Annotated in this window: 26 protein-coding genes and 1 tRNA gene; 13 read left to right on the top strand and 14 right to left on the bottom strand. The window is 63.8% G+C overall.

What is annotated here, in order from left to right; genetic code table 11:
• Positions 1–490: 490 nt before the first annotated feature.
• The 3 genes from QZ497_RS19670 (at position 491) to QZ497_RS19660 (ending at position 3,484) form a co-directional block, all read left to right on the top strand.
• The gene (locus QZ497_RS19670; protein WP_295478366.1) at positions 491–1,336 is read left to right on the top strand and encodes a MoxR family ATPase; all 846 of its coding nucleotides are present in this window, start codon (positions 491–493) and stop codon (positions 1,334–1,336) included.
• 27 nt (positions 1,337–1,363) lie between these two features.
• Entirely contained in the window at positions 1,364–2,542 is a 1,179-nt protein-coding gene (locus tag QZ497_RS19665) for a VWA domain-containing protein (RefSeq protein ID WP_295478363.1), read from the top strand.
• 222 nt (positions 2,543–2,764) lie between these two features.
• Positions 2,765–3,484 carry a WbqC family protein gene (locus tag QZ497_RS19660; protein ID WP_295478359.1) on the top strand — a complete coding sequence of 240 codons (720 nt, stop codon included), beginning with the start codon at positions 2,765–2,767 and terminating at the stop codon, positions 3,482–3,484.
• A gap of 12 nt (positions 3,485–3,496) precedes the next feature.
• On the opposite strand, the gene QZ497_RS19655 is transcribed toward QZ497_RS19660, so the two are convergent.
• Genes QZ497_RS19655 through QZ497_RS19645 form a run of 3 tightly spaced genes read right to left on the bottom strand, consistent with a single transcriptional unit; the run spans position 3,497 to position 5,363 of the window.
• A complete protein-coding gene (locus tag QZ497_RS19655) occupies positions 3,497–4,021 on the bottom strand; it encodes a DUF2937 family protein (RefSeq protein WP_295478356.1) in 525 nt (174 codons plus the stop codon).
• Between the two features lie 25 nt (positions 4,022–4,046).
• Positions 4,047–4,841: a class II glutamine amidotransferase gene (locus tag QZ497_RS19650; RefSeq protein ID WP_295478353.1), complete on the bottom strand. Its 795-nt coding sequence runs from the start codon at positions 4,839–4,841 to the stop codon at positions 4,047–4,049.
• A 33-nt stretch (positions 4,842–4,874) separates the two neighbouring features.
• Positions 4,875–5,363, bottom strand: coding sequence for an MFS transporter (locus QZ497_RS19645; RefSeq protein ID WP_295478351.1), 489 nt, complete (start codon positions 5,361–5,363; stop codon positions 4,875–4,877).
• Positions 5,364–5,459: 96 nt separating this feature from the next.
• Here QZ497_RS19645 and QZ497_RS19640 point away from each other — a divergent pair, with 96 nt between their 5' ends.
• The 7 genes from QZ497_RS19640 (at position 5,460) to QZ497_RS19610 (ending at position 12,331) form a co-directional block, all read left to right on the top strand.
• The gene (locus QZ497_RS19640) at positions 5,460–7,514 is read left to right on the top strand and encodes a S9 family peptidase (protein ID WP_295478348.1); all 2,055 of its coding nucleotides are present in this window, start codon (positions 5,460–5,462) and stop codon (positions 7,512–7,514) included.
• Between the two features lie 80 nt (positions 7,515–7,594).
• On the top strand, positions 7,595–8,068 hold the full coding sequence (locus tag QZ497_RS19635; RefSeq protein ID WP_295478345.1) for a cyclic nucleotide-binding domain-containing protein: 474 nt from the start codon (positions 7,595–7,597) through the stop codon (positions 8,066–8,068).
• 57 nt (positions 8,069–8,125) lie between these two features.
• The gene (locus QZ497_RS19630; protein WP_295478342.1) at positions 8,126–8,491 is read left to right on the top strand and encodes a YajD family HNH nuclease; all 366 of its coding nucleotides are present in this window, start codon (positions 8,126–8,128) and stop codon (positions 8,489–8,491) included.
• Positions 8,492–8,622: 131 nt separating this feature from the next.
• Positions 8,623–10,380 carry a copper resistance system multicopper oxidase gene (locus QZ497_RS19625; protein WP_295478339.1) on the top strand — a complete coding sequence of 586 codons (1,758 nt, stop codon included), beginning with the start codon at positions 8,623–8,625 and terminating at the stop codon, positions 10,378–10,380.
• Positions 10,381–10,460: 80 nt separating this feature from the next.
• Positions 10,461–11,300: a copper resistance protein B gene (locus tag QZ497_RS19620; protein WP_295478369.1), complete on the top strand. Its 840-nt coding sequence runs from the start codon at positions 10,461–10,463 to the stop codon at positions 11,298–11,300.
• Between the two features lie 98 nt (positions 11,301–11,398).
• Positions 11,399–11,899, top strand: coding sequence for an RNA methyltransferase (locus tag QZ497_RS19615; protein WP_295478336.1), 501 nt, complete (start codon positions 11,399–11,401; stop codon positions 11,897–11,899).
• 66 nt (positions 11,900–11,965) lie between these two features.
• The gene (locus QZ497_RS19610) at positions 11,966–12,331 is read left to right on the top strand and encodes a DUF2892 domain-containing protein (RefSeq protein WP_295478333.1); all 366 of its coding nucleotides are present in this window, start codon (positions 11,966–11,968) and stop codon (positions 12,329–12,331) included.
• A 5-nt stretch (positions 12,332–12,336) separates the two neighbouring features.
• Here the strand turns inward: QZ497_RS19610 and QZ497_RS19605 are convergent, their stop codons facing one another.
• On the bottom strand, positions 12,337–12,783 hold the full coding sequence (locus QZ497_RS19605; RefSeq protein ID WP_295478330.1) for a YcgN family cysteine cluster protein: 447 nt from the start codon (positions 12,781–12,783) through the stop codon (positions 12,337–12,339).
• A gap of 199 nt (positions 12,784–12,982) precedes the next feature.
• Here QZ497_RS19605 and QZ497_RS19600 point away from each other — a divergent pair, with 199 nt between their 5' ends.
• Complete coding sequence (locus QZ497_RS19600) at positions 12,983–13,576, top strand: nitroreductase family protein (RefSeq protein ID WP_295478327.1); 594 nt, start codon at positions 12,983–12,985, stop codon at positions 13,574–13,576.
• Between the two features lie 227 nt (positions 13,577–13,803).
• On the opposite strand, the gene QZ497_RS19595 is transcribed toward QZ497_RS19600, so the two are convergent.
• The 5 genes from QZ497_RS19595 to gvpU form a co-directional block, all read right to left on the bottom strand.
• Positions 13,804–14,736 carry a D-2-hydroxyacid dehydrogenase gene (locus QZ497_RS19595; protein WP_295478324.1) on the bottom strand — a complete coding sequence of 311 codons (933 nt, stop codon included), beginning with the start codon at positions 14,734–14,736 and terminating at the stop codon, positions 13,804–13,806.
• Between the two features lie 91 nt (positions 14,737–14,827).
• Entirely contained in the window at positions 14,828–15,121 is a 294-nt protein-coding gene (locus QZ497_RS19590) for a YcgL domain-containing protein (protein WP_295478321.1), read from the bottom strand.
• Between the two features lie 11 nt (positions 15,122–15,132).
• Positions 15,133–16,251: a ribonuclease D gene (gene rnd, locus QZ497_RS19585; RefSeq protein WP_295478318.1), complete on the bottom strand. Its 1,119-nt coding sequence runs from the start codon at positions 16,249–16,251 to the stop codon at positions 15,133–15,135.
• 148 nt (positions 16,252–16,399) lie between these two features.
• A complete protein-coding gene (locus QZ497_RS19580) occupies positions 16,400–18,091 on the bottom strand; it encodes an NAD-dependent malic enzyme (protein ID WP_295478315.1) in 1,692 nt (563 codons plus the stop codon).
• A 391-nt stretch (positions 18,092–18,482) separates the two neighbouring features.
• On the bottom strand, positions 18,483–18,947 hold the full coding sequence (gene gvpU, locus QZ497_RS19575) for a gas vesicle accessory protein GvpU (RefSeq protein ID WP_295478312.1): 465 nt from the start codon (positions 18,945–18,947) through the stop codon (positions 18,483–18,485).
• A gap of 608 nt (positions 18,948–19,555) precedes the next feature.
• Here gvpU and QZ497_RS19570 point away from each other — a divergent pair.
• Positions 19,556–20,587 carry a methyl-accepting chemotaxis protein gene (locus tag QZ497_RS19570; protein WP_295478309.1) on the top strand — a complete coding sequence of 344 codons (1,032 nt, stop codon included), beginning with the start codon at positions 19,556–19,558 and terminating at the stop codon, positions 20,585–20,587.
• A gap of 494 nt (positions 20,588–21,081) precedes the next feature.
• Here QZ497_RS19570 and QZ497_RS19565 read toward each other — a convergent pair.
• The 5 genes from QZ497_RS19565 to dapA all read right to left on the bottom strand — a co-directional run bounded on the left by QZ497_RS19565 (position 21,082) and on the right by dapA (position 24,775).
• A tRNA-Ser gene (locus QZ497_RS19565) sits at positions 21,082–21,171 on the bottom strand.
• 81 nt (positions 21,172–21,252) lie between these two features.
• Positions 21,253–21,963, bottom strand: a complete 711-nt coding sequence (gene purC / locus QZ497_RS19560; protein WP_295478306.1) for a phosphoribosylaminoimidazolesuccinocarboxamide synthase — start codon at positions 21,961–21,963, stop codon at positions 21,253–21,255.
• A 35-nt stretch (positions 21,964–21,998) separates the two neighbouring features.
• Positions 21,999–22,757, bottom strand: a complete 759-nt coding sequence (locus QZ497_RS19555) for an MBL fold metallo-hydrolase (RefSeq protein ID WP_295478303.1) — start codon at positions 22,755–22,757, stop codon at positions 21,999–22,001.
• Positions 22,758–23,879 carry an outer membrane protein assembly factor BamC gene (gene bamC, locus QZ497_RS19550; RefSeq protein ID WP_295478300.1) on the bottom strand — a complete coding sequence of 374 codons (1,122 nt, stop codon included), beginning with the start codon at positions 23,877–23,879 and terminating at the stop codon, positions 22,758–22,760.
• Positions 23,880–23,896: 17 nt separating this feature from the next.
• The gene (dapA, locus tag QZ497_RS19545) at positions 23,897–24,775 is read right to left on the bottom strand and encodes a 4-hydroxy-tetrahydrodipicolinate synthase (protein ID WP_295478296.1); all 879 of its coding nucleotides are present in this window, start codon (positions 24,773–24,775) and stop codon (positions 23,897–23,899) included.
• A 383-nt stretch (positions 24,776–25,158) separates the two neighbouring features.
• Here dapA and QZ497_RS19540 point away from each other — a divergent pair, with 383 nt between their 5' ends.
• The gene (locus QZ497_RS19540) at positions 25,159–25,722 is read left to right on the top strand and encodes a glycine cleavage system protein R (RefSeq protein WP_295478292.1); all 564 of its coding nucleotides are present in this window, start codon (positions 25,159–25,161) and stop codon (positions 25,720–25,722) included.
• The last annotated feature ends 3 nt before the right edge of the window (positions 25,723–25,725 follow it).

Below are 25,725 nucleotides of genomic sequence, written 5' to 3'. Positions count from 1 at the left end.
TGCTCCTGGCTTGGGTCTGCCCTGCGGGCAGACTTCCCTCCTTCCGGCGCCATTCCAGGGGGTCGGCGCAATGGGCCGTCCCTGGCCCAGTGCGCCTAAGCCGGCTTCCCTGCCGGCTTACCCCCTTCCATGACACCTCCACTCGGCCTGCACCGAAGTCGCGTTCGGCGGCGTCTGTAAGTTCTGTGCTTGAAAAGCAAAAGCGACGCCACATCGGATTGCTTTGGTCTAAAAGATCAGTATTGCGGCTAAAGCCAATACTGTTCGCTTAAGCGGCATGTGGCCCGGTGGGAGCGGCTTTAGCCGCGAAAGCGCGAGGAAATTCACTGCATCTGGTGTGAACAGGCGGTCGCTTCGCAGCTGAAGCCGCTGCTACCCGGCCTAACTGACCAGTATTGTGGCTAAGGTCGGAACGGTTCCAGCCGCGACTCACCGCCACGAATCAACGCGCCCTTGCGCTATAGTCACGCCTTTAATCCGAGGACCGACAATGAAGTTCGAAGGCACTTCCACCTACGTCGCCACCGACGACCTCAAGCTGGCCGTCAACGCCGCCATCACTCTGCAGCGCCCCCTGCTGGTCAAGGGCGAGCCCGGCACCGGCAAGACCCTGCTGGCCGAACAGCTGGCCGAAGCCTTCGGCGCCCGGCTGATCACCTGGCACATCAAGTCCACCACCAAGGCCCACCAGGGGCTGTACGAGTACGATGCGGTCAGCCGCCTGCGCGACTCGCAACTGGGCGTGGACAAGGTCCACGACGTGCGCAACTACCTGAAGAAGGGCAAGCTCTGGGAGGCGTTCGAAGCCGATGAGCGGGTCATCCTGCTGATCGACGAGATCGACAAGGCCGACATCGAGTTCCCCAACGACCTGTTGCAGGAACTCGACCGCATGGAGTTCTACGTCTACGAGACCGACGAAACCATCAAGGCACGCCACCGGCCGATCATCATCATTACCTCCAACAACGAGAAGGAGCTGCCCGACGCCTTCCTGCGCCGCTGCTTCTTCCACTACATCGCCTTCCCCGACCGCCAGACCCTGCAGAAGATCGTCGACGTGCACTTCCCCAACATTCGCCAGAGCCTGGTCAGCGAAGCGCTGGACGTGTTCTTCGACGTGCGCAAGGTGCCGGGCCTGAAGAAAAAGCCCTCCACCTCGGAGCTGGTCGATTGGCTCAAGCTGCTGATGGCCGATGAAGTCGGCGAGCAGGTGCTGCGCGAACGTGACCCGACCAAGGCCATTCCGCCGCTGGCCGGCGCCCTGGTGAAGAACGAGCAGGACGTGCAGTTGCTCGAACGCCTGGCCTTCATGAGCCGCCGCGGCAACCGCTGAGCGCACCCCGGACAAAGGCCCATCGTCATGCTGATCAACCTGTTCAACGAAATGCGCGCCGCCAGGGTGCCGGTCTCGCTGCGCGAACTGCTCGACCTCATCGAGGCCTTGCAGCAGCGTGTGGTGTTCGCCAACATCGATGAATTCTATTTCCTGGCCAGGGCGATCCTGGTCAAGGACGAGCGCCATTTCGACAAGTTCGACCGCGCCTTCGGCGCCTACTTCAACGGCCTGCAGGACCTGGACGAGGCCCTGCAGGCACTGATTCCCGAAGACTGGCTGCGCAAGGAGTTCGAGCGTTCGTTGACGCCCGAGGAGCGTGCGCAGATCCAGTCCCTCGGCGGGCTCGACAAGCTGCTGGAAGCCTTCAAGCAGCGCCTGGCCGAACAGAAGGAACGCCACGCCGGCGGCAACAAGTGGATCGGCACCGGCGGCACCAGCCCGTTCGGTTCCGGCGGCTACCATACCGAGGGCATCCGCGTCGGCGATGCCGGGCAGCGCCAGGGCAAGGCGGTGAAGGTCTGGGAACAGCGCGAGTACCGCAACCTCGACGACCAGGTCGAACTGGGCACCCGCAACCTCAAGGTGGCCCTGCGCCGCCTGCGCAAATTCGCCCGCGAAGGCGCTGCCGAAGAACTCGACCTGGACGGCACCATCGAGCACACCGCCCGCGACGCCGGTCTGTTGAACATCCAGATGCGCCCGGAGCGCCGCAACGCCGTGAAGCTGCTGTTGCTGTTCGACATCGGCGGTTCGATGGACGCCCACGTGAAGGTCTGCGAAGAACTGTTCTCGGCCTGCAAGACCGAGTTCAAGCATCTGGAGTACTACTACTTTCACAATTGCGTGTACGAGACCCTGTGGAAGGACAACCTGCGCCGCAACGCCGAGCGCATCGCTACCCAGGACGTACTGCACACCTACGGCGCCGACTACAAGGTGATCTTCGTCGGTGACGCAGCCATGGCACCCTACGAGATCAGCCAGCCCGGCGGCAGCGTCGAACACTGGAACGAAGAGCCCGGCTACCTGTGGATGCAGCGCTTCATGGCCAAGTTCCGCAAGCTCATCTGGATCAACCCCTACCCCCGGCATGCCTGGGAATACACCACTTCGACGCACATCATCCGCGACCTGGTGGAACAGCGCATGTACCCGCTGACCCTTGAAGGCCTCGACGAGGGCATTCGCTACCTGGCCAAGTGAAACCGCCCGACACCGCGCCCGCATGACGCAGCCACCGCCCGACGGGCGGCCCCGGCTGCCCCAGCCACCCGTCTAACCTGAGGGGGCTGGCAAGCACAAGGCCTGGAACGGATCGCCCGCAGTCCCGCCACTCCTCCCCCTCGCGTCATCTGCGCTTCGCACACACCGAGCAGTCCCCAAGAACCGAGCGGTCCGCCGCTCCGGACAGGTGCGCACGCGCATATGATCAAAACCCTGGGCATCATGCAGCCTTACTTCTTTCCGTATCTGGGCTACTACCAACTCATCGCTTCAGTCGAACAGGGTCTGCTGTTCGACATCGTCGACTACCACCGCAAGAGCTGGATGAACCGCAACCGCATCCAGGATGGCCACGGCGGCTGGCAGTACATCACCGTACCGGTGAGCCGCGCCGAAGGTCACCGTATCGAGCAGACCCGGGTCATCGACGCCGATGCCGCACGACGCCGGATTCGGGGCCAGCTGGAGCACTACCGGCACAAGGCGCCGTTCTTCAGGCAGGTTCTGGAGGTGGTCGAACGCACCTTTGCCCTGTGCCAGGGCGACCGCCTCACCGAGCTGAATGCACGCAGCCTGCAGACCGTGTGCGACTACCTGGGCATGGACTTCACCTGGAAACGCTGCTCACAACTGCGCCTGCCGCTACCGCCGATCGAGCACGCCGGGCAATGGGCGCTGGAAATCAGCGACCTGCTGCACGCGCAGCGCTACATCAACGCGCCGGGCGGTCGGGCGATCTTCAGGCAGGAGGAATGGCGGGATCGGCAGATCGAGCTGCGCTTTCTGGAGTTGAGCCCGATGACCTATGACACCGGGCCCTACCCCTTCATCGAGAACCTGTCGATTCTCGACGTGCTGATGTGGAACGCGCCGCAGCAGGTAGCGGCCTTCATTGACGGGCAGACCCGCGTGGTCTGCTGAGGGAGCAGTGCCTCAGCGCCACTCGGCGCGCATCGCCGGCCGCCGGCGGCCACCGTTGACCACCCAGCCGAGCAGCAGCAACAGGCCTTCGACCAGGAAGGTGACGACGAACGCGCTGGCGATGCCCCAGACGATCACTGCGGGGGCCAGCAGCACCTGCCAGGTGTAGCCGTCCAGGGTTTCGCGGCGGATATCGGGGTCGGCAGCGATGACCACGTGCCAGCCCTTGGCCACCCAGGAGCCCTGCAGGCCCAGCCACTGACGCTCCAGCACCTGGGTACGGGCCAGCAGGTTCTCGATGTTGGTCGCGTCATTGCGGAACACCGGGTCGTCACTGTTGCGGTAATGCTGGATCAAGGCCTGGATGTCGCCGTTGAAGAACTGCTGCGCCGTGGCCTTGAAGCCCTTGATGGCCTGCTGGGCCTCGATCAGGTGGGCCTCGACCCGCTTGCTGTAGTCACTGATCAGGCCCGGCGCCTGGACGCCGAACAACAGGGCAGCGGTGAACAGTACCAGTCGCAGATAACTTCGCAGCATTGAGGTCCCTCATTGTCGTTTTGTTCTATGGGTGGGTTCGCTCAGACTCGGCCGTCCCCTCGGCCACGCACTCGCCCTTGCGCCAAAGCCCCCACTGTCCCGGCTGGTAACCTGTCCAGGTTTCGTTTTCGGTAAGGGCTTCGGTGGTGATCACCGTGACCACGTCGTGCGCCGTGGTCTCGGCCTGGAAGTCGACGATGACGTCGACATCCTTCAACCGCGCCGGGCCGAATGGCGCCCGGCGGGTAATGTGCACCAGCTTGGTGGAACAGAAGCAAAATAGCCAGTCGCCATCACTGAGCAGGCAGTTGAACACACCCTTGCCGCGATACTCGCTGCTGGCCTGAACCAGGATAGGCAGCAGTTGCTCGACCTCCACCGGCTCCGGGAACGTCTCCCGCACGCGATTGAGCAGGTCGCAGAAGGCGGCTTCGCTGTCGGTATCTCCGACCGGACGGTAGAAACTGCGCCGGGGCGCGAACTCCGCCAACTGGCCGTTGTGGGCGAAGCACCAGTTGCGCCCCCACAGCTCACGGACGAAAGGATGGGTATTGGCCAGGCACACCTTGCCGACGTTGGCCTGGCGGATATGGCCGATGACCACCTCGCTCTTGATCGGGTAGCGCTGCACCAGTTGCGCGACTTCAGACTCGCTGCTCGCTGCGGGGTCCTGGAACAGGCGCAGGCCGCGCCCTTCGTAGAAACCGATGCCCCAGCCATCGCGGTGCGGCCCGGTGCGACCGCCGCGCTGGATCAGCCCGGTGAAGCTGAAAACGATGTCGGTCGGGACATTGGCACTCATGCCCAGCAGTTCACACATGCTCAGGGTTCTCGCTGCAGGGTAAGGCTGGACTTAAAGACGCGGCTCCACGCGGGTGCGCGCCGCCGATGCCGGCGCAGGGGCCGGGCGCGCGACAGGCCGGGCTTCTGCAGCCGGTGGCTGGTCGTCCTCGGCGTCATCGGCCTGCAAGGCCTTGCGGCGCGCCTCTTCACGCTCCGCGCGGGCCTTGCGCTTGTTCTCGATCGGCCAGCGCACCAGCACGAAGACCAGATAGGCGAGAAAGGCACACAGGCCGTACATGGCCAGGTCGAGGACTGCGGTCCAGACGTTGCTGCCAACCTTGAACAGCAGGTCCAGCGCGGAAATCGCCACTGCCGGGGCATAGAGGTCGCGGGCCGGGTCGACCACCGTGGGGGTGAACAGCAGCACAGCGCCGATCACCCGCAGCGGTTCCTTCAGGTAGCGCCACATCCAGCCGGTCATTACAAACAGCACCAGCAGGCAGCCCAGTGCGGCGAAGGCGTAGACACCCCAGGCGATCAGATAGTCGTGTTCAGTCATGTCGTACGTGTAAGCCAGTCGAATAGGCGCTTATGATAACGGCTTTTCACCGCCCCGGCGCGCCCGGGATGTGAACCACGTTCAAGAGAGCACGGCATGTCTTCTATCGCTACTCCCGTTACCCCTCCGGTGGCCCGCAAGGGCGACGGTGCAGACCCTTACGCCTGGCTGCAGGAACGCGACACCAGCGAGGTCCTCGAACACCTGAAGGCCGAGAACGCCTACCTCGATCAGAACCTGGCGGACCAGCAGGCACTGCGCGAAACCCTGTTCCAGGAGATCAAGGGCCGCATCCAGGAAACCGACCTGTCGCTGCCCTCGCCCTGGGGGCCGTACCTCTATTACACGCGTACCACCGCCGGCGACGAATATGCTCGCCACTACCGCTGCCCGCGTCCGACAGGCAATGGCTGCGAAGCCGACGAAAGCCAGGAGCAACTGCTGCTCGACCCCAACCAACTGGCGGCTGGCGGCTTCCTTTCGCTGGGTACCTTCAGCATCAGCCCCGACCACCAGCGTCTGGCCTACAGCCTGGACACCTCGGGCGACGAGATCTACCAGCTGTTCGTCAAGGAACTGGGCACCGGCGAAGTCCGCGCCCTGCCCTTCGAAAACTGCGACGGCAGCATGACCTGGGCCAACGACAGCCAGACGCTGTTCTTCGGCGAGCTGGACGACACCCACCGTCCCTGGAAGCTCTACCGTCACCGCCTGGGCGACGCCTCGGCCACCGAGGTATTCTGCGAGCCGGACGGACGTTTCTTCCTGCATTGCGGGCGCAGCAGCTCCGAGCGCCAGTTGCTCCTGCAACTGGGCAGCAAGACCACCAGCGAAGCCTGGGTACTGGATGCCGACCAGCCGCAGCAGGCCTTCACCTGCCTGGCGCCGCGCGAGGAAGGCCATGAGTACGACGTCGACCACGGCCTGCTGAACGGCCAGTGGACCTGGTTCATCCGCAGCAACCAGGACGGCATCAACTTCGCCCTGTACCAGGCGCCGGCCACCTCCATTCCCAAGCGCAGCGACTGGCAGCCGCTGGTGCCGCACAGCGATACGGTGATGCTCGACGGCCTGACCCTCAACGCCAAGGCCATGACCCTGAGCCTGCGCGAAGGCGGCCTGCCGGTCATCGAGGTGCGCCCCGAAGGTCTGCCGGCCTATCGCGTGCAACTGCCTGATGCCGCCTACAGCCTGTACGTGCAGGACAGCCTGGAATTCGACAGCGACCGTATCCGCCTGCGCTACCAGTCGCTCAATCGCCCAGCGCAGGTGCGCCAGCTGCTGCTGGCCAACGGTGAGCAGCAGGTGCTCAAGCAGACCCCGGTGCTCGGCGAATTCGACGCCGATGCCTACGTCAGCCAGCGCCTGTGGGCCACGGCGGCCGACGGCACCCAGGTACCGATCAGCCTGGTAATGCGCCGCGACCGCGTGGGCCAGCCGGCGCCACTGTACCTGTATGGCTACGGCGCCTACGGCGCCAGCCTCGACCCGTGGTTTTCCCATGCACGCCTGAGCCTGCTCGACCGCGGCGTGGCCTTCGCCATAGCCCATGTGCGCGGTGGTGGCGAGCTGGGCGAAGCCTGGTACCGGGCCGGCAAGCAGGAACACAAGCACAACACCTTCGGCGACTTCATCGCCTGCGCCGAACACCTGATCGCCTGCGGCATCACTCGCGCCGATCAGTTGGTGATCAGCGGTGGCAGCGCCGGTGGCCTGTTGATCGGCGCGGTGCTCAACCAGCGCCCCGAACTTTTCCGCGCAGCGATTGCCGAAGTGCCATTCGTGGACGTGCTCAATACCATGCTCGACCCCGACCTGCCGCTGACCATCACCGAGTACGATGAGTGGGGTAATCCCGAGGAGCCCGAGGTGTACGCACGCATCAAGGGCTATGCGCCCTACGAGAACGTGCAGGCCCAGGCCTACCCGGCGCTGCTGGTGATCGCCGGTTACAACGACAGCCGGGTGCAGTACTGGGAAGCGGCCAAGTGGGTGGCGCGGTTGCGCGAACTGAAGACCGACGCCAACCTGCTGCTGCTCAAGACCGAGCTGGGTGCCGGACATGGCGGCATGAGCGGGCGCTACCAGGGCCTGCGCGATGTCGCACTGGAATACGGCTTCGTGTTCAAGGTACTCGGCCTGACCCCTTGAATCCCGGCCGCCTGCCCCGCCGTTCGGGGCAGGCATGGCCACGCGGCCCTCTACAGGATCAACCGGAACAAGACCGAACCATGTCCGAACCGTCCAACCTCAATACCGCGATCTACGACATGCTGCTCGACTGCGGCCTGTTCGACTCGCTGCCGCCAAGCGACCTGGCCAGTGTCGCCGGCTATTTCAGTATCACTGACTTCACCCGCGACCAGGTGATCTTCAACGAAGGCGATGCCGGCACCTTCATGTGCATCATCCACCAGGGCAGCGTGGTGGTGCGCAAGCTCAACCCCGATGGCAAGCCGGTGGACATCGCCACCCTGCGCCGCGGACGCGCCCTGGGCGAGATGGCGGTCCTGGACGGCGAGCGCCGCTCGGCCAGTTGCATCGCGGCCAGTGACTGCCAGTTGCTGACCCTGGGCCGCGACTCGCTGGACAAGATGATCGAGGAAATGCCCAAGATGGCCGCACGGATCATCCGCGCCCTGGCCATCTCGCTGTCCAAGCGTCTGCGCATGGTGGATGGCCAATTGCTCGCGCAGCAGGTGTGAAACACGCCGCCAGCGACTAGACTGGCGGGGTATTTCTTTTTCGCATCAGGCACGCCCATGACCACCCCGTCGAACACCTCCAAACTGGACCGCATCCTTGCCGAAACCCAACGCGAACGCGAAAGGGGCTACCGGGAAAAGGCACTGCGCATGTACCCGCATGTCTGCGGTCGCTGCGCCCGGGAGTTTTCCGGCAAGCGCCTGAGCGAGCTGACCGTGCATCACCGTGACCACAACCACGACAACAACCCGCAGGACGGCTCCAACTGGGAGCTGCTGTGCCTGTACTGCCACGACAACGAGCATGCCCGCTACACCGACCAGCAGTACTTCAGCGAAGAGTCACTGAGCACGCCGAAGATCGCCAAGGCCACGCACAACCCGTTTGCAGCCCTGGCCGGGTTGATGAAGAAGGACGACTGATCGAATTCGCAGCGTCTCGCGCCGCCACCTCGCCCGTGCGGGTGAGCTGACACAAATGTAATCACCCGCCCCGGCCCCTTGTGGCATCGTCCCGTCCGACGCACCGCTTGCGAAGGACGGACTTCACCGCCATGGCTTTCAATACCTCACGACGCACCTTCGTTCAGGGCCTGGCGGCCGGTAGCCTGCTGGGCGGCCTGGGCCTGTGGCCGCGGCCCTTGCGCGCCGCCGGCAATACCGCACTGCAGGAACTGCGCGGCAACGAATTCGACCTGTGGATCGGCGAGACGCCGGTGAACCTTACCGGCCAGCCACGCACCGCGCTGACCGTCAACGGCGGCCTGCCCGGCCCGCTGCTGCGCTGGCGCGAGGGCGACACGGTGACCTTGCGGGTGCGTAATCGCCTGAACCAGGACACCTCCATCCACTGGCACGGCATCATCCTGCCGGCCAACATGGACGGCGTGCCTGGCCTGAGCTTCGCCGGCATTGCCCCCGGCGGGCTGTATGAATACCGCTTCAAGGTCCGCCAGCACGGTACCTACTGGTACCACAGCCATTCCGGCCTGCAGGAACAGGCCGGCGTCTACGGGCCGCTGATCATCGACGCGCGCGAACCGGAACCCTTCGAGTACCAGCGCGAGCACGTGGTGATGCTCAGCGACTGGACCGACGAACAACCCGCCACCCTGCTGCGCAAGCTCAAGCAACAGGGCGACTATTACAACCACCACCAGCGCACCCTGGTTGACTTCATCGACGACGTGGGCCGCGATGGCTGGCAGCAGACCGTCGCCGAGCGGCGCATGTGGGCGCAGATGCGCATGAACCCCACCGACATCGCCGACGTCGGCGGCGCCACCTACACCTACCTGATGAATGGCCTGCCCCCGGACATGAACTGGACCGGGCTGTTCACGCCGGGCGAGAAGGTGCGCCTGCGCCTGATCAACGGCTCGGCGATGAGCTACTTCGACCTGCGCATCCCTGGCCTGAAGATGACCGTGGTGGCCGCCGACGGCCTGCACGTCGAACCGGTGGTCGTCGACGAGCTGCGCATCGCCATGGCGGAAACCTTCGATGTGATCGTCGAGCCGAGCGCGCCGGCCTACACCCTGTTCGCCCAGGCCATGGACCGCAGCGGCTTCGCCTGCGGCACCCTGGCCAGCCGCCCCGGCCTTCGCGCGCCGGTGCCGGCGCTGGATCCGCGCCCACTGTTGAGCATGAGCGACATGGGCATGGACCACGGCGAAATGCCTGACATGCAGCACGACAGCAAGCGTCGGGACAGCATGACACACGGCGCCATGGCGAATATGGATCACGCCGCCATGGGCCACACCGGCATGAGCCAGCCCCCCACGTCCATCGACCACCCGGCCAGCGAAGCCGACAATCCGCTGGTCGACATGCAGGCCACCCACCCCACGGCCAGGCTCGACGATCCCGGCATCGGCCTGCGCGACAACGGCCGGCGGGTGCTGACCTATGCCGACCTGCGCAGCACCTTCGCCGACCCCGATGGCCGCGAGCCGACCCGCACCCTGGAACTGCACCTCACCGGGCACATGGAAAAATTCGCCTGGTCGTTCGACGGCGTGAAGTTTTCCGATGCCGAGCCGCTGCGCCTCACCTACGGCGAGCGGGTACGCATCGTATTGGTCAACGACACCATGATGACCCACCCCATTCACCTGCACGGCATGTGGAGCGACCTGGAAGACGAGCACGGACGCTTCAAGGTACGCAAGCACACCCTCGACATGCCGCCGGGCACGCGGCGCAGCTACCGGGTCAGCGCCGATGCCCTGGGCCGCTGGGCCTATCACTGCCACCTGCTGTATCACATGGAAACCGGCATGTTCCGGGAAGTGAGGGTCGAAGAATGAAGCGCATGCCCGTCTGGCGCGGCCCTACCCTGCTGCTGGGTGCCAGCCTGGCGCTGTTGCCGCCTTGCGGCGAAGCGGCCATGGACCACGCCGGCCACATGGGTGTGAATGTCCCACCGCTCGGCAGCGCCGCAGCGCCCGCGCATGCCGATCACCCGATGCCTGCGGCAGGACAGCCTGATGCGCACGCCGGCCACCACGCTCCAGCCGAGCCTGGCGCACCCTCCCCGGTGCCCGCCCTGACCGACGCCGACCGCGCGGCGGTGTATCAGGACCCGGCCGGTCACCGCATGCACGACGACGCCTGGCGTCATCAGCTGCGGATGGACCGCCTGGAATGGCAGGACGCCCGGCATGGCAGTGCCCTGGCCTGGAACCTCGAAGGCTGGGTCGGTGGCGATGTCGACCGCCTGTGGCTGCGTTCGGAGGGCGAACGCAGCCAGGGCCGCACCGAGCATGCCGAGGCACAGGCGCTCTGGGGCCACGCGATCTCGCCCTGGTGGGACCTGCTCGGCGGCCTGCGCCAGGATTTCCAGCCCGGCAGCCCGCAGACCTGGGCAGCGTTCGGCATTCAGGGCACGCCGCTGTATGGCCTGGACACCGAGGCCACCGCTTACCTCGGCGAAGGCGGTCAGACCGCGTTGCGCCTGGAAGCCGAATACGACCTGCTGCTGACCCAGCGGCTGATCCTGCAGCCCATGGCGGAACTCAACCTGTATGGCCGCAACGACGCGGCGCGCGAGGTCGGTTCCGGCCTGGCCGACAGCGAGCTGGGGCTGCGCCTGCGCTATGAGCTGCACCGCGAGTTCGCCCCCTATGTGGGGGTGACCTGGAAACGCCTGTATGGCCAGAATGCCGCGCTGGCGGATGATCCACGCAGCGAGGCGCGACTGGTGCTGGGGGTGCGATTCTGGTTCTGAGTAACGCAGCCTTCGCGAGCACGCTGGCTCCCACAGGAGTCCGCAGGCGCTGAAAGTATTGCGTATACTGCCGGGCTTTCTTTCAGAGCACCTTCACCGTGGGCAACAAACGCTACGCCTGTATCGGCCTGTACAACCCCAAGTCACCGGAAAACGTCGGTTCCGTGATGCGCGCCGCCGGCTGCTACGGCGCCGCCTCGGTGTTCTACACCGGCAAGCGCTACGAGCGGGCCCGGGATTTCGTCACCGACACCAAGAAGATCCACCAGGACATCCCGCTGATCGGCATTGAAGACCTGCGCCAGATCCTGCCCCTGGGCTGCACCCCGGTGGCCGTGGAACTGGTCGAAGGCGCCCGCCCGCTGCCCGAGTACACCCACCCGGACCGCGCGCTGTACATCTTCGGCCCCGAGGACGGCTCGCTGGACCAGGAAATTCGCGACTGGTGCGAGGACGTGGTGTACATCCCCACCGAGGGCTGTATGAACCTCGCGGCAACGGTCAACGTGGTGCTCTACGACCGCCTGGTCAAGGGCAACAACACCCGCTCCGGCCCGCAGTTCGGTCGCGACAAGCTGGCACCTTCCGGCAGCCAGTGACGCAATTGGCGGGAACGGTCGACAGGCCTGGCAGTCAGTTGTGATTCAACAGACTGGAGAGCCATCATGAGCGAGACCCCGATCATCGAACGCATCGACCGTCCACTGCCCGCCCCGCGTCCCGAGCAGAACGTACAGGGCTGGGAACGCATCACCTCGCTGGCTGGCGGCGTGGCACTGATGGGCAAAGGGGTGCGCCGCGGCGGCCTGCTGGGCCTGGTGCAGCTGGCCCTCGGCGGCGCGATACTGGCACGCGGCATCACCGGCCACTGTTCGGCCAAGAGCCTGCTGGAAAAGGGCCGCCAGGACCTGTACAGCGCACGCTCCGACATCGAACGCGCCGGCGCCGAGCTGCATGACCTGAAGAAACGGGCCGAGAAGGCCGCACCGAAGATCGTCGACGCGATCACCGAACCCAAGACTGGCGTCTGACCCCCTCAGCCGGCGCGGAAGATCAGGTAATCCTCCCAGTCATCCTCGGGCACGCTGTCTTCACTGAGCATGCGACCGGACTGGGAGATGCGCTTGCGGTGCACCGCTTTCGGGTCGCCGCTGACCAAGTGGTGCCATGCCGGAAGGTCCTTGCCTTCGCTGACCAGGCGGTAGCCGCAGGTCGGTGGCAGCCACTTGAATGACTCTGCCTGGCCCGGCGTAAGCTGGATGCAGTCCGGCACCTTCTCGCGGCGATTGGGGTAATCGCTGCAACGGCAGGTCTTCAGGTCCAGCAGCCGACAGGCGATACGCGTGTAATAGACACTGTTGTCTTCCTCGTCCTCGAGCTTCTGCAGGCAGCACAAGCCGCAGCCGTCGCATAACGATTCCCATTCCTGCGGGCTGAGTTGGTCGAGCGTCTTGCGAGTCCAGAAGGGGTCGGCGGAGGTCATGGCGCGGGCAGTGAATCCGGTGCGTGAAAAGGCCGCCAGTCTAGTGGCATGTGTGCAGCGGGCCAAGGGCTGGTCGTCGTTCGTGCCGCTTGTCAGTGACGTCTTGTCGCAGTAGCTTTGGCTGGTTTCCCCCTTCCGATGCCTGCCGACCACGGCCCATCCAAGCCATGCCCTTCAATCGTTCACTCACGGGACAGCCATGAGCACCAATCCTCGCGTAACCGATTTCGAAATCCACCCGCAATTCACCCAGCGCTGGTCGCCGCGCGCATTCAGCGACGCGCCGATTGCGCAAGAAACCCTGCTCAGCTTCATCGAAGCCGCGCGTTGGGCGCCTTCGGCCTACAACTCGCAGCCCTGGCGCTTTCTCTATGCGCGTCGTGGCACCCCGAGCTGGGAGCGTTACCTGGGCCTGTTGAACGAATTCAACCGCAGCTGGGCGCAGCATGCCTCGGCGCTGGTCGTGGTCATCTCCAAGACCACCTTCGTAGCACCCGGCGCCAGCGAAGAGAGCCCGGCACTGTGGCACACCTTCGACACCGGCTCGGCCTGGGGCCTGTTTGCCCTGCAGGCCAGCCTCAGTGGCTGGCATACCCATGGCATGGCCGGGTTCGACCAGGACCTGACGCGCCGCGAGCTGAAGATTCCCGACGAGTACGCCATTCACGCGGTGATCGCCGTCGGCAAGGCCGGCGACAAGGCCAGCCTGCCGGAGTATCTGCAAGGCCGCGAAGCCCCGAGCCCGCGGCGCCCGGTCAAGGAACTGGCCGCCGAGGGTGATTTCAGCCTGTAAGGTGCATTACGGCCCTGCGGGACCGGCTTCAGCCGAGACTCTTTTCGCGGCTGAAGCCAATACTGTTCGCTTAAGCGGCATGTGGCCCGGTGGGAGCGGCTTTAGCCGCGAAAGGGCCAGGAAATTCACTGAATCTGTTGTGAACAGGAGGTCGCTTCGCGGCTGAAGCCGCTACCCGGTCTAACTGGCCAGTATTGCGGCTGAAGCCGTTCCTGCAGAAGGCTGGCTCAGTAGCCCTTGCTGAAGTCCACCTCGCCGCGCAGCGTTTCACCGGCCTGAAAGGCTCGCAGATTGTTCAGGAACAGTCCGGTCATGGCCGCCGGCGAGGTCGGCGCCGAGCTGTGCCCGGTCAGCAGCAGGCCATAGGCGGTCCAGAACGGATGCCGCTGCGGCAGCGGCTCCTGGCGGCAGACATCGATCACCGCACCGGCCAGCAGGCCATCCTTCAACGCCGCCACCAGGTCTGCGTCGACCACCGCGACACCCCGCCCGGCATTGATGAACAGCGCCGTGGGCTTGAAGCACGCAAACAGTCGTGCATCGTAAAGGTCATGGGTCTGGGGGGTATTGGGCAGCAGGTTGATGACGTAATCCATGTCACCGAGCAGCTCGGGCATGTCCTGCAGGCTGACCACCTGTTCGAACCCCTGCTCCTCACGCGCCGTGGACGCCACGCCATACAGTTGCACGCCGAACGGCCTGAGGAACTGCGCCACGCTGCGACCGATGTCACCGGTGCCGACGATCAGCACCTTGCGCCCGGCCAGGCTCTGGCCCGGACGGTTGTCCCACTTGCGCTCGACCTGGCTCATCAAGCGGGCCAGGACCTCACGTTCGTGCCCGAGCATGTAGGTGAGCATGTATTCGGCCATCACCTGGCCGAAGATGCCCACCGCCCGGCTCAGCCGGTAATCACGCGGCAGGCGCTCGTCCAGCAGCGGGGTGATCCCGGCCCAGGTGGACTGTATCCATTGCGGCTTGCTGCCCTGCAGCAGCAGGCTGGCCAGCAGGTCGGGCTGGCCCAGCCAGACCTGCGCTTGAGGGGCCATCGCCGCCAGCTGCGCGGAGTCGCCGCTGCTGAGAATTTCGATATCGGGTGCGGCTTCCTGCAGCAGACGGGTGTAGAGAAGGTAATCATGTTCGGCGATCAGAACGCGCATGCGGGCAATCCGGGGAGACTTAGACGTCTGGCAAACGGGAATGGGAAGCCTCGCTCGACCGGCGCCGCACGGGTGCCGGGAGCAGGTGAAATCATGCCGGGTCGTTGCGACGCAGCAGCTCTTCAGGCAGGTGTTCGATGTACTCGTCTTCAGGCGGCGGCATCTGCAGGTGGTAACCCTGGTTGTCGAGGTTCTCCAGCACCTTGGCGATGTCCTCACGGGCCAGCTTGCGCTCCGGGGTCAGGACCAGGTCGAAGGCGTGTTGCGGGGTGCCAAAGACCGTCAGCAGGCCCTCGGGCACGCGGGTCAGCACGTCGCTCTTGAGCACGTACAGGTACATTTCGTTCTTTTTCGGGCTGCGGTAGATGGAGCAGATACGTTTCAAGGCTGTTCTCCTCAATTGGCCAGGCTGTCGAGCAATGCCTGGCCCATCAGCTCACGGCGCCAGCCACGCAGTGAGTCGGGCAATTGGTAAGGCCCCTGGGGGAAACCGCTCTTGAGCAGCTGCTCCAGGGTTTTCTTGCGCAGCATCAGCTCCGGCGCCATGTCCAGGCGTTCGGCGTACTGCTGGCCGATGGCGCGCAGCGACTTGAGGATGCCGGAAGCTTCGATGGGCAACGGCTCGGGCAGCGGCTCGGGCCACTGCTGCGCCGGTTGCCTGGCTGCGCCGGCGATCAGTTGCAGCAGGAACTCGCCATCCTGGCGCACGGTGCGCGGGTGCATGTCTTCGATACGCGCCAGTGCCGTGAGGTTGTCCGGCTGGGTGCGGGCCAGCGGCCACAGCGACTGCTCACGCAGGATACGATTGCGCGGCTGATTGCGCGCCCGGGCCTGCTGCTCACGCCAGGCGCACAGCTCCCGCAGCACCGCCAGTTGCTGGCGCGACAGCTTCCAGGCCAGCTTGGTGTCGCGATAGGCCTCGCGCGGGTCACTCTCGCGACGCAGGTTGGCCACCAGTTCGGCGCCGTCTTCCAGCAACCACGCCTGTTTTTCCTCGGACAGGCGCACCCGCAGCCGCTCGAACAGCTCGGCCAGATGCACGGCATCTTCGGCCGCGTAGCTGATCTGGGTTTCGGACAATGGCCGCTGTAGCCAGTCGGAGCGGGTCTCGGCCTTGGGCAGCTCGATGTCCAGCACCGCCTGTACCAGGCGTGAATAGCCCATCGAGAAACCAATGTTCAGGTAGCCAGCAGCCAGCTGGGTGTCGAACAGCGGCACCGGCAGGCTGCCGGTGAGGCGCAGCAGGACCTCGAGGTCTTCGCTGCAGGCATGCAGCACCTTGGTGACCGAGCTGTCTTCCAGCAGCCTGGCCAGGGGCCGCCAGTCTTCGATCAGCAACGGATCGATCAGCCAGGCGTCATTGGCATAACCGACCTGCAACAGGCCGGCAATCGGATAGAAGGTGTCGACCCGCATGAACTCGGTGTCGAGGGCGATGAATGGCAGCGACTGCCAGTGTGCACATTGGCGGGCGAGGCTGTCGTCGTCGCGGACCCAGTGAATATCGATGGCCACAAGGCTCTCCCTTGGATAATGGCGCGCAGTATATATCGCCAGCGCCGCTTGACGCGCGCCGGGCTGCAAGTCTTTGGCGGATCTTCATCTGAGCTGGCCGATGGCCAGAGGTGCCGGAGCGCGCTGACGGCGCTCCGGCGAGGGTCGATCAGTTGGAACGACGACGGTAGCTACGGTACTCGGGCACCCAGAAGTTGCGCTCGATGGCGTCGAGCAGATGCTCTTCGGAGGTTTCCAGCGCCAGACCTTCGGCCTGCGCTTCCTTGGCCACCGCCAGGGCGATCTTGCGGCTGACCTGCTGGATGTCCTTGAGCGGCGGCAGTACGGCGTCGCCCTCCCCGGTCACCATCGGCGAGCACTCGGCCAGCGCGTTGGAAGCGGCCATCAGCATCCGGTCGGTAATGCGCGACGCCTTGCAGGCCACTACGCCCAGACCGATACCGGGGAAGATGTAGGAGTTGTTGCACTGGGCGATGTGCACGGTGCGACCGTTGATGCTCACCGGTGCGAACGGGCTGCCGGTGGCGACCAGGGCCTGGCCGTTGGTCCAGGTGAGGATTTCCTCGGGAGTCGCCTCGACCTTGGAAGTCGGGTTGGACAGCGGCATCACCAGCGGTTGCGGGCAGTGCTTGTGCAGCTCGCGGATCACCGCTTCGCTGAACAGGCCACGCTGGCCGGACACGCCGATCAGCACGGTGGCCCCCGCGTGGCTGACCACGTCCAGCAGGGACGCGTAGGACTCGCCACCCGTCGCCCAGCCAGCCACGTCGGCAGCCGGTTGCGCCAGGCGTTTCTGGAAGTCCAGCAGGTTGTCCATGCCTTCGGTGAGCAGGCCGAAACGGTCGACCATGAAGATGCGCTTGCGCGCCTCGGCTTCGCTCAGGCCTTCGACCTGCATGGCGGCGATGATGTGCTCGGCGATACCGCAACCCGCCGAACCCGCGCCCAGGAACACCACCTTCTGCTGGCCCAGGCTTTCCTGCTTGGCCTTGCAGGCCGCCAGCAACGTGCCCACGGCCACCGACGCGGTGCCCTGGATGTCGTCGTTGAAGCAGCACAGCTCGTCGCGGTACTTGTCCAGCAACGGCATGGCGTTGGCCTGGGCGAAGTCTTCGAACTGCAGCAGGACGTCCGGCCAGCGGCGCTGCACGGCCTCGATGAACAGTGCGACGAAGTCCTGGTACTCCTGGCCGGTCACGCGCTCGTGGCGCCAGCCCATGTACATCGGGTCGTCGAGCAGTTCTTGGTTGTTGGTGCCGACATCCAGCACGATGGGCAGGGTGTAGGCCGGGCTGATGCCACCACAGGCGGTGTACAGCGACAGCTTGCCGATCGGGATGCCCATGCCGCCGATGCCCTGGTCACCCAGGCCGAGGATACGCTCGCTGTCGGTGACCACGATGACCTTGATACGGTCCTTGGTGGCGCTGCGCAGGATGTCGTCGATGCGGTCGCGGTCAGGATAGGAAATGAACAGACCGCGATGGGTGCGGTAGATCTTGGAGAATTCCTGGCAGGCCTGGCCCACGGTGGGGGTATAGATGATCGGCAGCATCTCTTCCAGATGCGCGTCCAGCAGGCGGAAGAACAGGGTCTCGTTGTTGTCCTGGATCGAGCGCAGGTAAATGTGCTTGTCCAGGTTGCTGGCGCACTGCTGATACTGGCTGTAGACCCGGGTCACCTGTTCTTCGATGGTTTCCACGTTCTGCGGCAGCAGGCCGATGAGGTTGAAATCGATACGCTCTTGCGGTGTGAACGCACTGCCCTTGTTCAGCAGGGGCATTTCGAGCAGGGATGGGCCCGCGTAGGAAATGTAAAGCGGACGGGTGGTGTTGGTCATCTCTTCTTCGCCTTTTCGTCTCTCATTGATTCTGTACAAGACCGGGGCGTACAACCTGGCGTTTCTATTCGATTTTTCGTGCCAGTGATCTCAGGCCATACCGGAGCAATCGGTGATGGGCGCATATATTACTCGCCCTATGGTGCGGCGCGACATTTTGTCGCGAGAAAACGACATTATTTAGCCATTCATCCTGCCAGCCCCTCATGACCGCCCGAGGACGGCCAGGTGATCGGCGTCTCGAACGACGCCGGCCTGAAAAAAGATGCAGGCGGTGCTGGCGACTTCACGAAGTTTTCACAGCCAATGTTGCATCGTGAAGTCGCTCCCAAGTGTGAACTTAAGCCCGCTCCCCCATCGGCGGGCTTTTCTTTGTCCGCTTGACGGCGACTCAGTGCGTCACGATACGCCCGATGCTGAAGCCTTCCACCGCCGCGATGCGGCCCCGCCATAGCACACCGTTCTCGCAGATCGGACTCTGATCCGAAGAATAGGTCTTGCAGTCCCGCAGATGAATGAAATGAAAGGCGTGGTTGTCATCCTCGGCGAGTTCACCGGGCTTGAACGACAGGATCATCTCTTTCATCGATTGGTCGGTGCCATTGTGAAACTGGCCGAACGGCGCGGCCAGGTCATCAGCCAGTTGCTCGAAATAGGCGTCATGCCCAATCAGATGGCCGGAAATCAGATTGCCGCCGACCGAGAGGGTTACGCCCAGCTCGACCTTGGTATTGACCACGAACTTCACCAGCCACTGCAGCAACCAGTCGATCTGCCGCCCCTGGGCCTGGAACTGGGCGATCAACTGCTGGTAACCCTGGTCTGGCGCCTGCGCGGTTTGCTCTGCATCGCTCATCTGCAACTCCTTGGCATACATCGAAACTGAGCCCAAGCCGCACACGCGACGGGCAATGAATGGCGCTTCTCGTCGGCTATGAATTTTCCCAACCTGACGTCAGCACCTGCACCAAGAATAGACAAGCCTGATGACATGCAAGCGAAGGCTGTTGCAAGAACAGCGACTCGCCTCGTATCGCACACCAGGCGCCTTGCAGACCAAAGACCGGGCATGGCGGTAGGTGGGGCACGGAAGCCTGCTCAGGTTCCACTCGGCGCCTTTTCGTCTGCATACTCATGACGAGTGATCGAGCGCATCTCGGTTCGCCCCGGACTAGAGCCATTAGAGTGCCCCTCACAAAATAGGCAGGCGATCGGGCGCTCACTCGCACAGACCACAGGATGAAATCCCAGCAGTAATACTTTTCAAACAAAAGGAAGGAATACTTGCAGGCTAATGACCTTAAAAACTACATTAGCGAAGTCGAGGGCACGGCGAAAAACAGCAATTAAAACAGGAAGCACAGACTTCCAGGCCTATGAATAATAATGATGCCACTCGCTCTTTTCTGCACAATTACAGTGCATCGGCTGCCGCCAACTACAACTTATTGAAGCATAAAGAAAATGATCGAGCCCGAACGGATTGTGACCCTGTCGCGTGAAGTGGAGTCGCTCGCGACTCGTGGCGTCAGCGATATACAACTGATTACCCGTCAAACTCGATTGCTGGCGATCAATGCATTGATCGAAGCGGCCCACGCAGGCAAAGCCGGGCAAGGTTTTGCCGTGGTTGCCGAAGAAGTGAAGAACATCTCCGAACAGATTTCCAGAATTGCCAGCGGCCTGACGCAAGACCTGCAAGCTGCCGTCAACGAACTGACCGAGCTGGGCCAGGGCATGTGCTTCGATGTGCGGGGACAACGGCTGGCCGACCTGGCACTGAACCTGATCGAAATCATTGACCGCAACTTGTACGAACGCACCTGCGACGTGCGCTGGTGGGCCACCGATGCCTCGCTGGTCGACGCCCTGACCAACCCAACGCCGCAGAGCCGCGCCCACTGCAGCGAGCGCCTGGGGGTCATCCTCGACAGCTACACGGTGTACCTCGACATCTGGGTGGCCGATACCACGGGCACCGTGATCGCCTCCGGCCGGCCCGATACCTTCGGCAAGGTGATCGGCGCCAACGTCAGCGAGACCCCCTGGTTCAAGCAGGCCATACGGCACAGCTCAGGCGACCAGTACTTTGCGGGTGAAGTGTCAGCGGAGCCCCTGCTCAATGGCTCGCAGACCTGTGCATTCAGCGCCGCCGTGCGCAGCAATGCCAGCAAGCACTCGTCGGCGGTCGGTGTCATTGGAATCTTCTTCGACTGGAAGAACCAGTCGGACTCGGTGATCAATGGCGTGCGCCTGAGCGACGAGGAGCGACCACGCACGCGAGTGATGATGGTCGATGCCAGCCACCGGATCATTGCCAGCTCGGACCCGCAGGCTCCGCTGGGGCAGAGTATCGAGCTCAAGACCCGGCCGGACCAGAAGACCGGCTACAGCACCCTGGCGCAGAACAGCATCCAGGGCTATTCACTGACACCCGGCTTCGAAACTTATCCGGGCATGGGCTGGCTGGGTGTGATCGAACAGCGGTTGCCTTGATCTCATTCCGAAAAACAGGTCGGCTTACATGGCCGACCTAGGTTTTGTACGAAAAGTGCCTGCGCTCGGCCATGCTGCGTTAAAAACAGACTCGGAATGCTCATTTACTCCAGTAAACTCCGCTTCCTCGCCTGTTTTTGCCTTGCCTGACCTTCGCTCGCCGACTTTTCGTACAAAACCTAGAGCCTCAGAATTGCTGAGCGACAGTTTTCAATACGTTCGCGAAACTTACCGAGCCTGAATGGGGTTGAAAACTTAGCGATGAAAACCCGCTTCATACCGCCCACCTTTAAATACCGCGACAGAACTGTCCGACAATAAAATCGTACGCACCGCCGGTATTCTAAAGTTGCTGGCTGCCTGTAACTAACGAGAAGTTTCGTCAGCCGATTGGCGCCTGAAAATTGCCAACCATGGCGTGACTGAGGAGCGCGCGGAAAAATCCGCCACAAACGAAAAACCCCGCGAGCCTGAACTCACGGGGTTTCGATGTATGGCGGAGAGATAGGGATTTGAACCCTAGGTGCCATTGCTGACACAACGGATTTCGAATCCGTCCCGTTCGACCACTCCGGCATCTCTCCAATGGCGCGCATGATACCAGCCTTATTGCAGAAGTCGAGTCTTTTCTGCAATTTTTTTCGTGCTATCAAGCGCTTGCGAACTTACAGCGGCACGCCCAGACGCTGCGCGACTTCTTCGTAGGCTTCGATCACGTCGCCCAGACCCTGGCGGAAGCGGTCCTTGTCCATCTTCTTGCGGGTTTCCTTGTCCCACAGACGGCAGCCATCGGGGCTGAACTCGTCGCCCAGGACGATCTGGCCGTGGAACACACCGAACTCCAGCTTGAAGTCGACCAGCAGCAGGCCGGCGTCGTCGAACAGCTTGCTCAGCACCTCGTTGACCTTCAGCGACAGCTCCTTCATGCGCGCGAGCTGCTCGGCGTTGGCCCAGCCGAAGGCCACGACGTGGGATTCGTTGATGAACGGATCACCCTTGGCGTCGTCCTTGAGGAACAGTTCGAAGGTGTAGGGGTTGAGCTTCATGCCCTCTTCGACGCCCAGGCGCTTGACCAGGCTGCCGGCTGCGTAGTTACGCACCACGCACTCGACCGGGATCATGTCGAGCTTCTTCACCAGCGCTTCGTTGTCGCCCAGCAACTTGTCGAACTGGGTCGGTACGCCGGCTTCTTCGAGCTTCTGCATGATGAAGGCGTTGAACTTGTTGTTCACCATGCCCTTGCGGTCCAGCTGTTCGATACGCTTGCCGTCGAACGCCGAGGTGTCGTTACGGAACAGCAGGATCAGGCGGTCGGCGTCATCGGTCTTGTAAACCGATTTGGCTTTGCCGCGGTAGAGTTCTTCGCGTTTTTCCATGATGGGCTCCGCTTGCGTTGAGGTTGAGACTGCGGCTAGGCGATCTGGCGCCAGTCGAGCCCACAATCTTGATCGGCCAGTTGCAGCCAGTCCGGGTCGCACCCGAGGGTGTCGACGAAACATTGCCGGGCCAGCTGCGGCCGGTTGTTCTTGCTGCTCAGATGGGCCAGCACCAGGTGTTGCAGTGTCTGCCATCCCAGCTCGCTCACCAGGCGCGCGGCCTGGTGATTGTTCAAATGTCCTGTGTCGCCCCCCACCCGCTGCTTGAGAAAGACCGGGTACGGTCCCCTGGCAAGCATGTCGCGGCAATGGTTGGCCTCGATCATCAGGGCATCCAGGCCCTGATAGCATTGCAATACGCCCGGGCAGTATGAGCCCAGGTCGGTCAGCACGCCGAAACGCCGCTGACCGTCACTGAAGACGAACTGGGTCGGCTCCAGGGCATCGTGGGCCACCGACACCACGTCGATGTCCAGCGCACCGATGCGCAGCCGTTCGCCGGCATTGAGCAGGCCTGCGGCCTCCACCGGCTTGCGCAGCCCGCGCAAGGTGCCACGGCTGAGATACACCGGCAGATTGTAGCGCCGAGACAGCAAACCCACGCCATGCACATGGTCGGCATGCTCGTGGGTTACCAGAATCGCGCTCAGTTGTTCGGCTGCGACGCCCAGCCTGGCCAGGCGCCGCTCGGTCTCGCGCAGCGAAAAGCCGCAGTCGACCAGCACATAGGTATCGCGGCTCGCGACCAGCGTGGCATTGCCACGGCTGCCGCTGCCCAGCACCGCAAAACGCACTTAGCCCAGGTGGTCCTGAATGACGCTCAATACACGGCGTGCCACATCGGCAGGCGCCACGGTATTGATGTTCTTCTCTACGGTCACCTGCACGCTGTCACCGACCTTGCTCAGGCGTACCTGATAGCGCTCGGCACGGGCTTCGAGCTCTTCCTTGGTCGGCTTGTTGCCGAACATGCCACTGAAGAAGCCGGGCTTCTCGTCAGGCTGCTTGGCGCGCTCGGCCAGGTTGATGTAGTACAGGCCCAGGCTGCGGTTGATGTCTTCGACACGCCAGTCACCCTGGTCCAGGGCACGGCCGACACTGGACCAGGCACGGTCGAGGTCCTCACCCACGTTCAGCACCGGGTTGCCGTTGCCGTCGGTGCTCAGGCTCACGCGGCTTGGCGCATCGAAGTCACGCGCAGCGAGCAGCGACACCGAACCGCCCTGCTCGGCGTTGCGGCTCATGCTGGCCAGCAGGTCATCGGTCAGCGACGAGTCGACGCCCAGGTTGACGGTACGCGCCGGGAATTCCACTTCGCTGGTGCTGCCCGCCGGACGGCTGACGCTGACCACGTAGATCTCGCTGGTGTTGCGCTGCACGCCCGGTTCGATACGCACGCGCACACGAGTCTCGGCGTCACTGGCGGTGCCGCTGGCCCCCAGGCGACGCGCCACAGGCGCGGAGAGTTCGTCGCTGCGCTGCCAGGTGGTGGTGAACTCACCGGTCTGCGGGCGCTCTTCGGCGATGCGGAAGCCGTTGTCTTCGAAATACTGGTGGGCGATCGGCCAGACCTCGGCCGGTGGGCGCTGGGCCAGGATCCAGCGCGCATCGCCATTGCGCTGCAGGCTGAAGTCGCTGGACTGCGCGGAATCGACGCTCAGCGGCTGGGGACGGGGTACCTGGTACTCGCCGCTCTTCTGCGCGCTGTCGGCGACATTGCGCGGGATCGGCAACAGCGGATCCATGCGCTTGACGCTGGTGATGTCGGAAGGCACCTGCATCGGTGCGGTCTGGGTGGCTTCCAGGTAATCGCTGCCGCGATCACGGAAGTACCCGTCAGGGCCCCACAGCCAGCCGCAGCCACTGGTGCTGGAGATGATCAGGGCAAGTGCGGAAAGTCCGGCCAATCGCTTCATTGCGTTGTACTTCCTCATTAGACCAGTACACCGGCCTGGCGCATGGCCTGGCGCAGCGGTTCGTGGCAGGACTGGCTGAGCCAGGTGAGCGGCAGACGGATACCGGTCTGCATCAGGCCCAGCTCATGCAGCGCCCACTTCACGGGGATAGGGTTGGATTCGACGAACAGCGCGCTGTTGAGCGGCGCCAGGCGATCGTTGATGGCACGGGCCGCGGCGGCATCACCGCGCAGGGCGGCGGCACACAGGTCGCTCATGGCGCGCGGGGCGACGTTGGCGGTGACCGAAATGTTGCCCTTGCCGCCCAGCAGCATCAGTTCCACGGCGGTGGCGTCGTCACCGGAGTAGACATGGAAGTCGCTGCTCACGCCTTCGATGATCTGCCTGGCGCGCTCCAGGTTGCCGGTGGCTTCCTTGATGCCGATGATGTTGTCCACCTTGGACAGGCGGATCACGGTCTCGGCCTGCATGTCACAGGCGGTACGGCCCGGAACGTTGTAGAGGATCTGCGGAATGTCGACGGCACCGGCGATATGGCTGAAGTGCTGGAACAGGCCTTCCTGGGTCGGCTTGTTGTAGTACGGCACGACCAGCAGGCAGGCATCGGCACCGGCGCTCTTGGCATTGCGGGTCAGCTCAACCGCTTCGCTGGTGGAGTTGGCACCGGTGCCGGCGATGACCGGTATACGTCCGGCCACCTGGTCGACCACGCGACGAATCACTTCGATGTGCTCATTCACATCCAGCGTCGCCGACTCGCCCGTGGTGCCCACGGCAACGATGGCGTTGGTGCCCTCTTGCAGGTGGAAGTCCACCAGTTTGCTCAGGGCGTCCCAGTCCAGACTACCTTGCGCATCCATGGGTGTGACTAGCGCCACCATACTGCCCGCAATCATGCAACCGCTCCTGCCGGAAAAAGAGAGCCGTAATGGTACTGGCGCCATCAGCCTTGTACAAGCTGGCGGCGCCAGGCGTTTGGGCGCAGCTCGCTGCGCATGGGCAGCTTGTCGGGCGTGATTCCGTCAGGCGACTGGAGCGCGCCCGGCATTCCCCTGCGCGCCGTATTTCGCTACCCTTGGCCCTTTGCTCGATATCGTTCGCCTGCGCACTGAGTCCAATCGTCCGGCCTTGCCCTCCGACAGCCCCGTTCCAGCGCGTCGCGCCCCTGCCCCGGCAGGCCACGACCCAAGGCTTCGAGGTCCTCGTCGTGCAGCCCGCCGCGTCGATCGTCCGCACCAGGCAGGCCAGATACCGACCGTTCATCATCTAGGAATGCTGCATGTCCTCCACCCCCTCCGTCCGCGAACAATTCCTCGTCATCAGCGCCCTGGGCGCCAGCCCCATGGAACTGGCCAACGTCCTGTGCCGGGCCAGTCATGAAAGCCGCTGCTCGGTGGTCAGCTCGCGCCTGACCCGTCACGGCGAGTTCAGCGCACTGGTGCTGCAGGTGTCCGGCAGCTGGGACGCCCTGGCTCGCCTAGAGGCCGCACTGCCCAACCTGAGCAAGAAACACGCTTTCACCATCAGCGTGGTGCGCAGCGCGGCCCTGGACAACCGTCCCGAGGCCCTGCCCTACGTGGCTTACGTCAGCTCGGCCTACCGCCCGGACATCGTCAACGAGCTGTGCCAGTTCTTCATCGACCACAACGTCGAACTGGAGAACCTCACTTGCGATACCTACCTGGCACCGCAGACCGGCGGCACCATGCTCAACGCGACCTTCACCGTGACCTTGCCGGCCGGCACCCAGATCAGCTGGCTGCGTGATCAGTTCCTGGATTTCGCCGATGCGCTGAACCTCGATGCACTGATCGAGCCTTGGCGCCCACAAGCCCCCATGTAAAGG

Source organism: uncultured Pseudomonas sp. (genome assembly GCF_913777995.1).
GTDB lineage: Bacteria > Pseudomonadota > Gammaproteobacteria > Pseudomonadales > Pseudomonadaceae > Aquipseudomonas.
The sequence above is the reverse complement of the archived record's forward strand: the minus strand, read 5'-3'. Positions and strand labels throughout refer to the sequence as shown.

Excerpts from the sequence above, each read along its gene's own strand:
- QZ497_RS19670 (WP_295478366.1), top strand. The coding sequence starts at position 491 with ATGAAGTTCGAAGGCACTTCCACCTACGTCGCCACCGACGACCTCAAG.
- QZ497_RS19665 (WP_295478363.1), top strand. The coding sequence starts at position 1,364 with ATGCTGATCAACCTGTTCAACGAAATGCGCGCCGCCAGGGTGCCGGTC.
- QZ497_RS19660 (WP_295478359.1), top strand. The coding sequence starts at position 2,765 with ATGATCAAAACCCTGGGCATCATGCAGCCTTACTTCTTTCCGTATCTG.
- QZ497_RS19655 (WP_295478356.1), bottom strand. The coding sequence starts at position 4,021 with ATGCTGCGAAGTTATCTGCGACTGGTACTGTTCACCGCTGCCCTGTTG.
- QZ497_RS19650 (WP_295478353.1), bottom strand. The coding sequence starts at position 4,841 with ATGTGTGAACTGCTGGGCATGAGTGCCAATGTCCCGACCGACATCGTT.
- QZ497_RS19645 (WP_295478351.1), bottom strand. The coding sequence starts at position 5,363 with ATGACTGAACACGACTATCTGATCGCCTGGGGTGTCTACGCCTTCGCC.
- QZ497_RS19640 (WP_295478348.1), top strand. The coding sequence starts at position 5,460 with ATGTCTTCTATCGCTACTCCCGTTACCCCTCCGGTGGCCCGCAAGGGC.
- QZ497_RS19635 (WP_295478345.1), top strand. The coding sequence starts at position 7,595 with ATGTCCGAACCGTCCAACCTCAATACCGCGATCTACGACATGCTGCTC.
- QZ497_RS19630 (WP_295478342.1), top strand. The coding sequence starts at position 8,126 with ATGACCACCCCGTCGAACACCTCCAAACTGGACCGCATCCTTGCCGAA.
- QZ497_RS19625 (WP_295478339.1), top strand. The coding sequence starts at position 8,623 with ATGGCTTTCAATACCTCACGACGCACCTTCGTTCAGGGCCTGGCGGCC.
- QZ497_RS19620 (WP_295478369.1), top strand. The coding sequence starts at position 10,461 with ATGGACCACGCCGGCCACATGGGTGTGAATGTCCCACCGCTCGGCAGC.
- QZ497_RS19610 (WP_295478333.1), top strand. The coding sequence starts at position 11,966 with ATGAGCGAGACCCCGATCATCGAACGCATCGACCGTCCACTGCCCGCC.
- QZ497_RS19605 (WP_295478330.1), bottom strand. The coding sequence starts at position 12,783 with ATGACCTCCGCCGACCCCTTCTGGACTCGCAAGACGCTCGACCAACTC.
- QZ497_RS19600 (WP_295478327.1), top strand. The coding sequence starts at position 12,983 with ATGAGCACCAATCCTCGCGTAACCGATTTCGAAATCCACCCGCAATTC.
- QZ497_RS19595 (WP_295478324.1), bottom strand. The coding sequence starts at position 14,736 with ATGCGCGTTCTGATCGCCGAACATGATTACCTTCTCTACACCCGTCTG.
- QZ497_RS19580 (WP_295478315.1), bottom strand. The coding sequence starts at position 18,091 with ATGACCAACACCACCCGTCCGCTTTACATTTCCTACGCGGGCCCATCC.
- gvpU (WP_295478312.1), bottom strand. The coding sequence starts at position 18,947 with ATGAGCGATGCAGAGCAAACCGCGCAGGCGCCAGACCAGGGTTACCAG.
- QZ497_RS19570 (WP_295478309.1), top strand. The coding sequence starts at position 19,556 with ATGATCGAGCCCGAACGGATTGTGACCCTGTCGCGTGAAGTGGAGTCG.
- purC (WP_295478306.1), bottom strand. The coding sequence starts at position 21,963 with ATGGAAAAACGCGAAGAACTCTACCGCGGCAAAGCCAAATCGGTTTAC.
- bamC (WP_295478300.1), bottom strand. The coding sequence starts at position 23,879 with ATGAAGCGATTGGCCGGACTTTCCGCACTTGCCCTGATCATCTCCAGC.
- dapA (WP_295478296.1), bottom strand. The coding sequence starts at position 24,775 with ATGATTGCGGGCAGTATGGTGGCGCTAGTCACACCCATGGATGCGCAA.
- QZ497_RS19540 (WP_295478292.1), top strand. The coding sequence starts at position 25,159 with ATGTCCTCCACCCCCTCCGTCCGCGAACAATTCCTCGTCATCAGCGCC.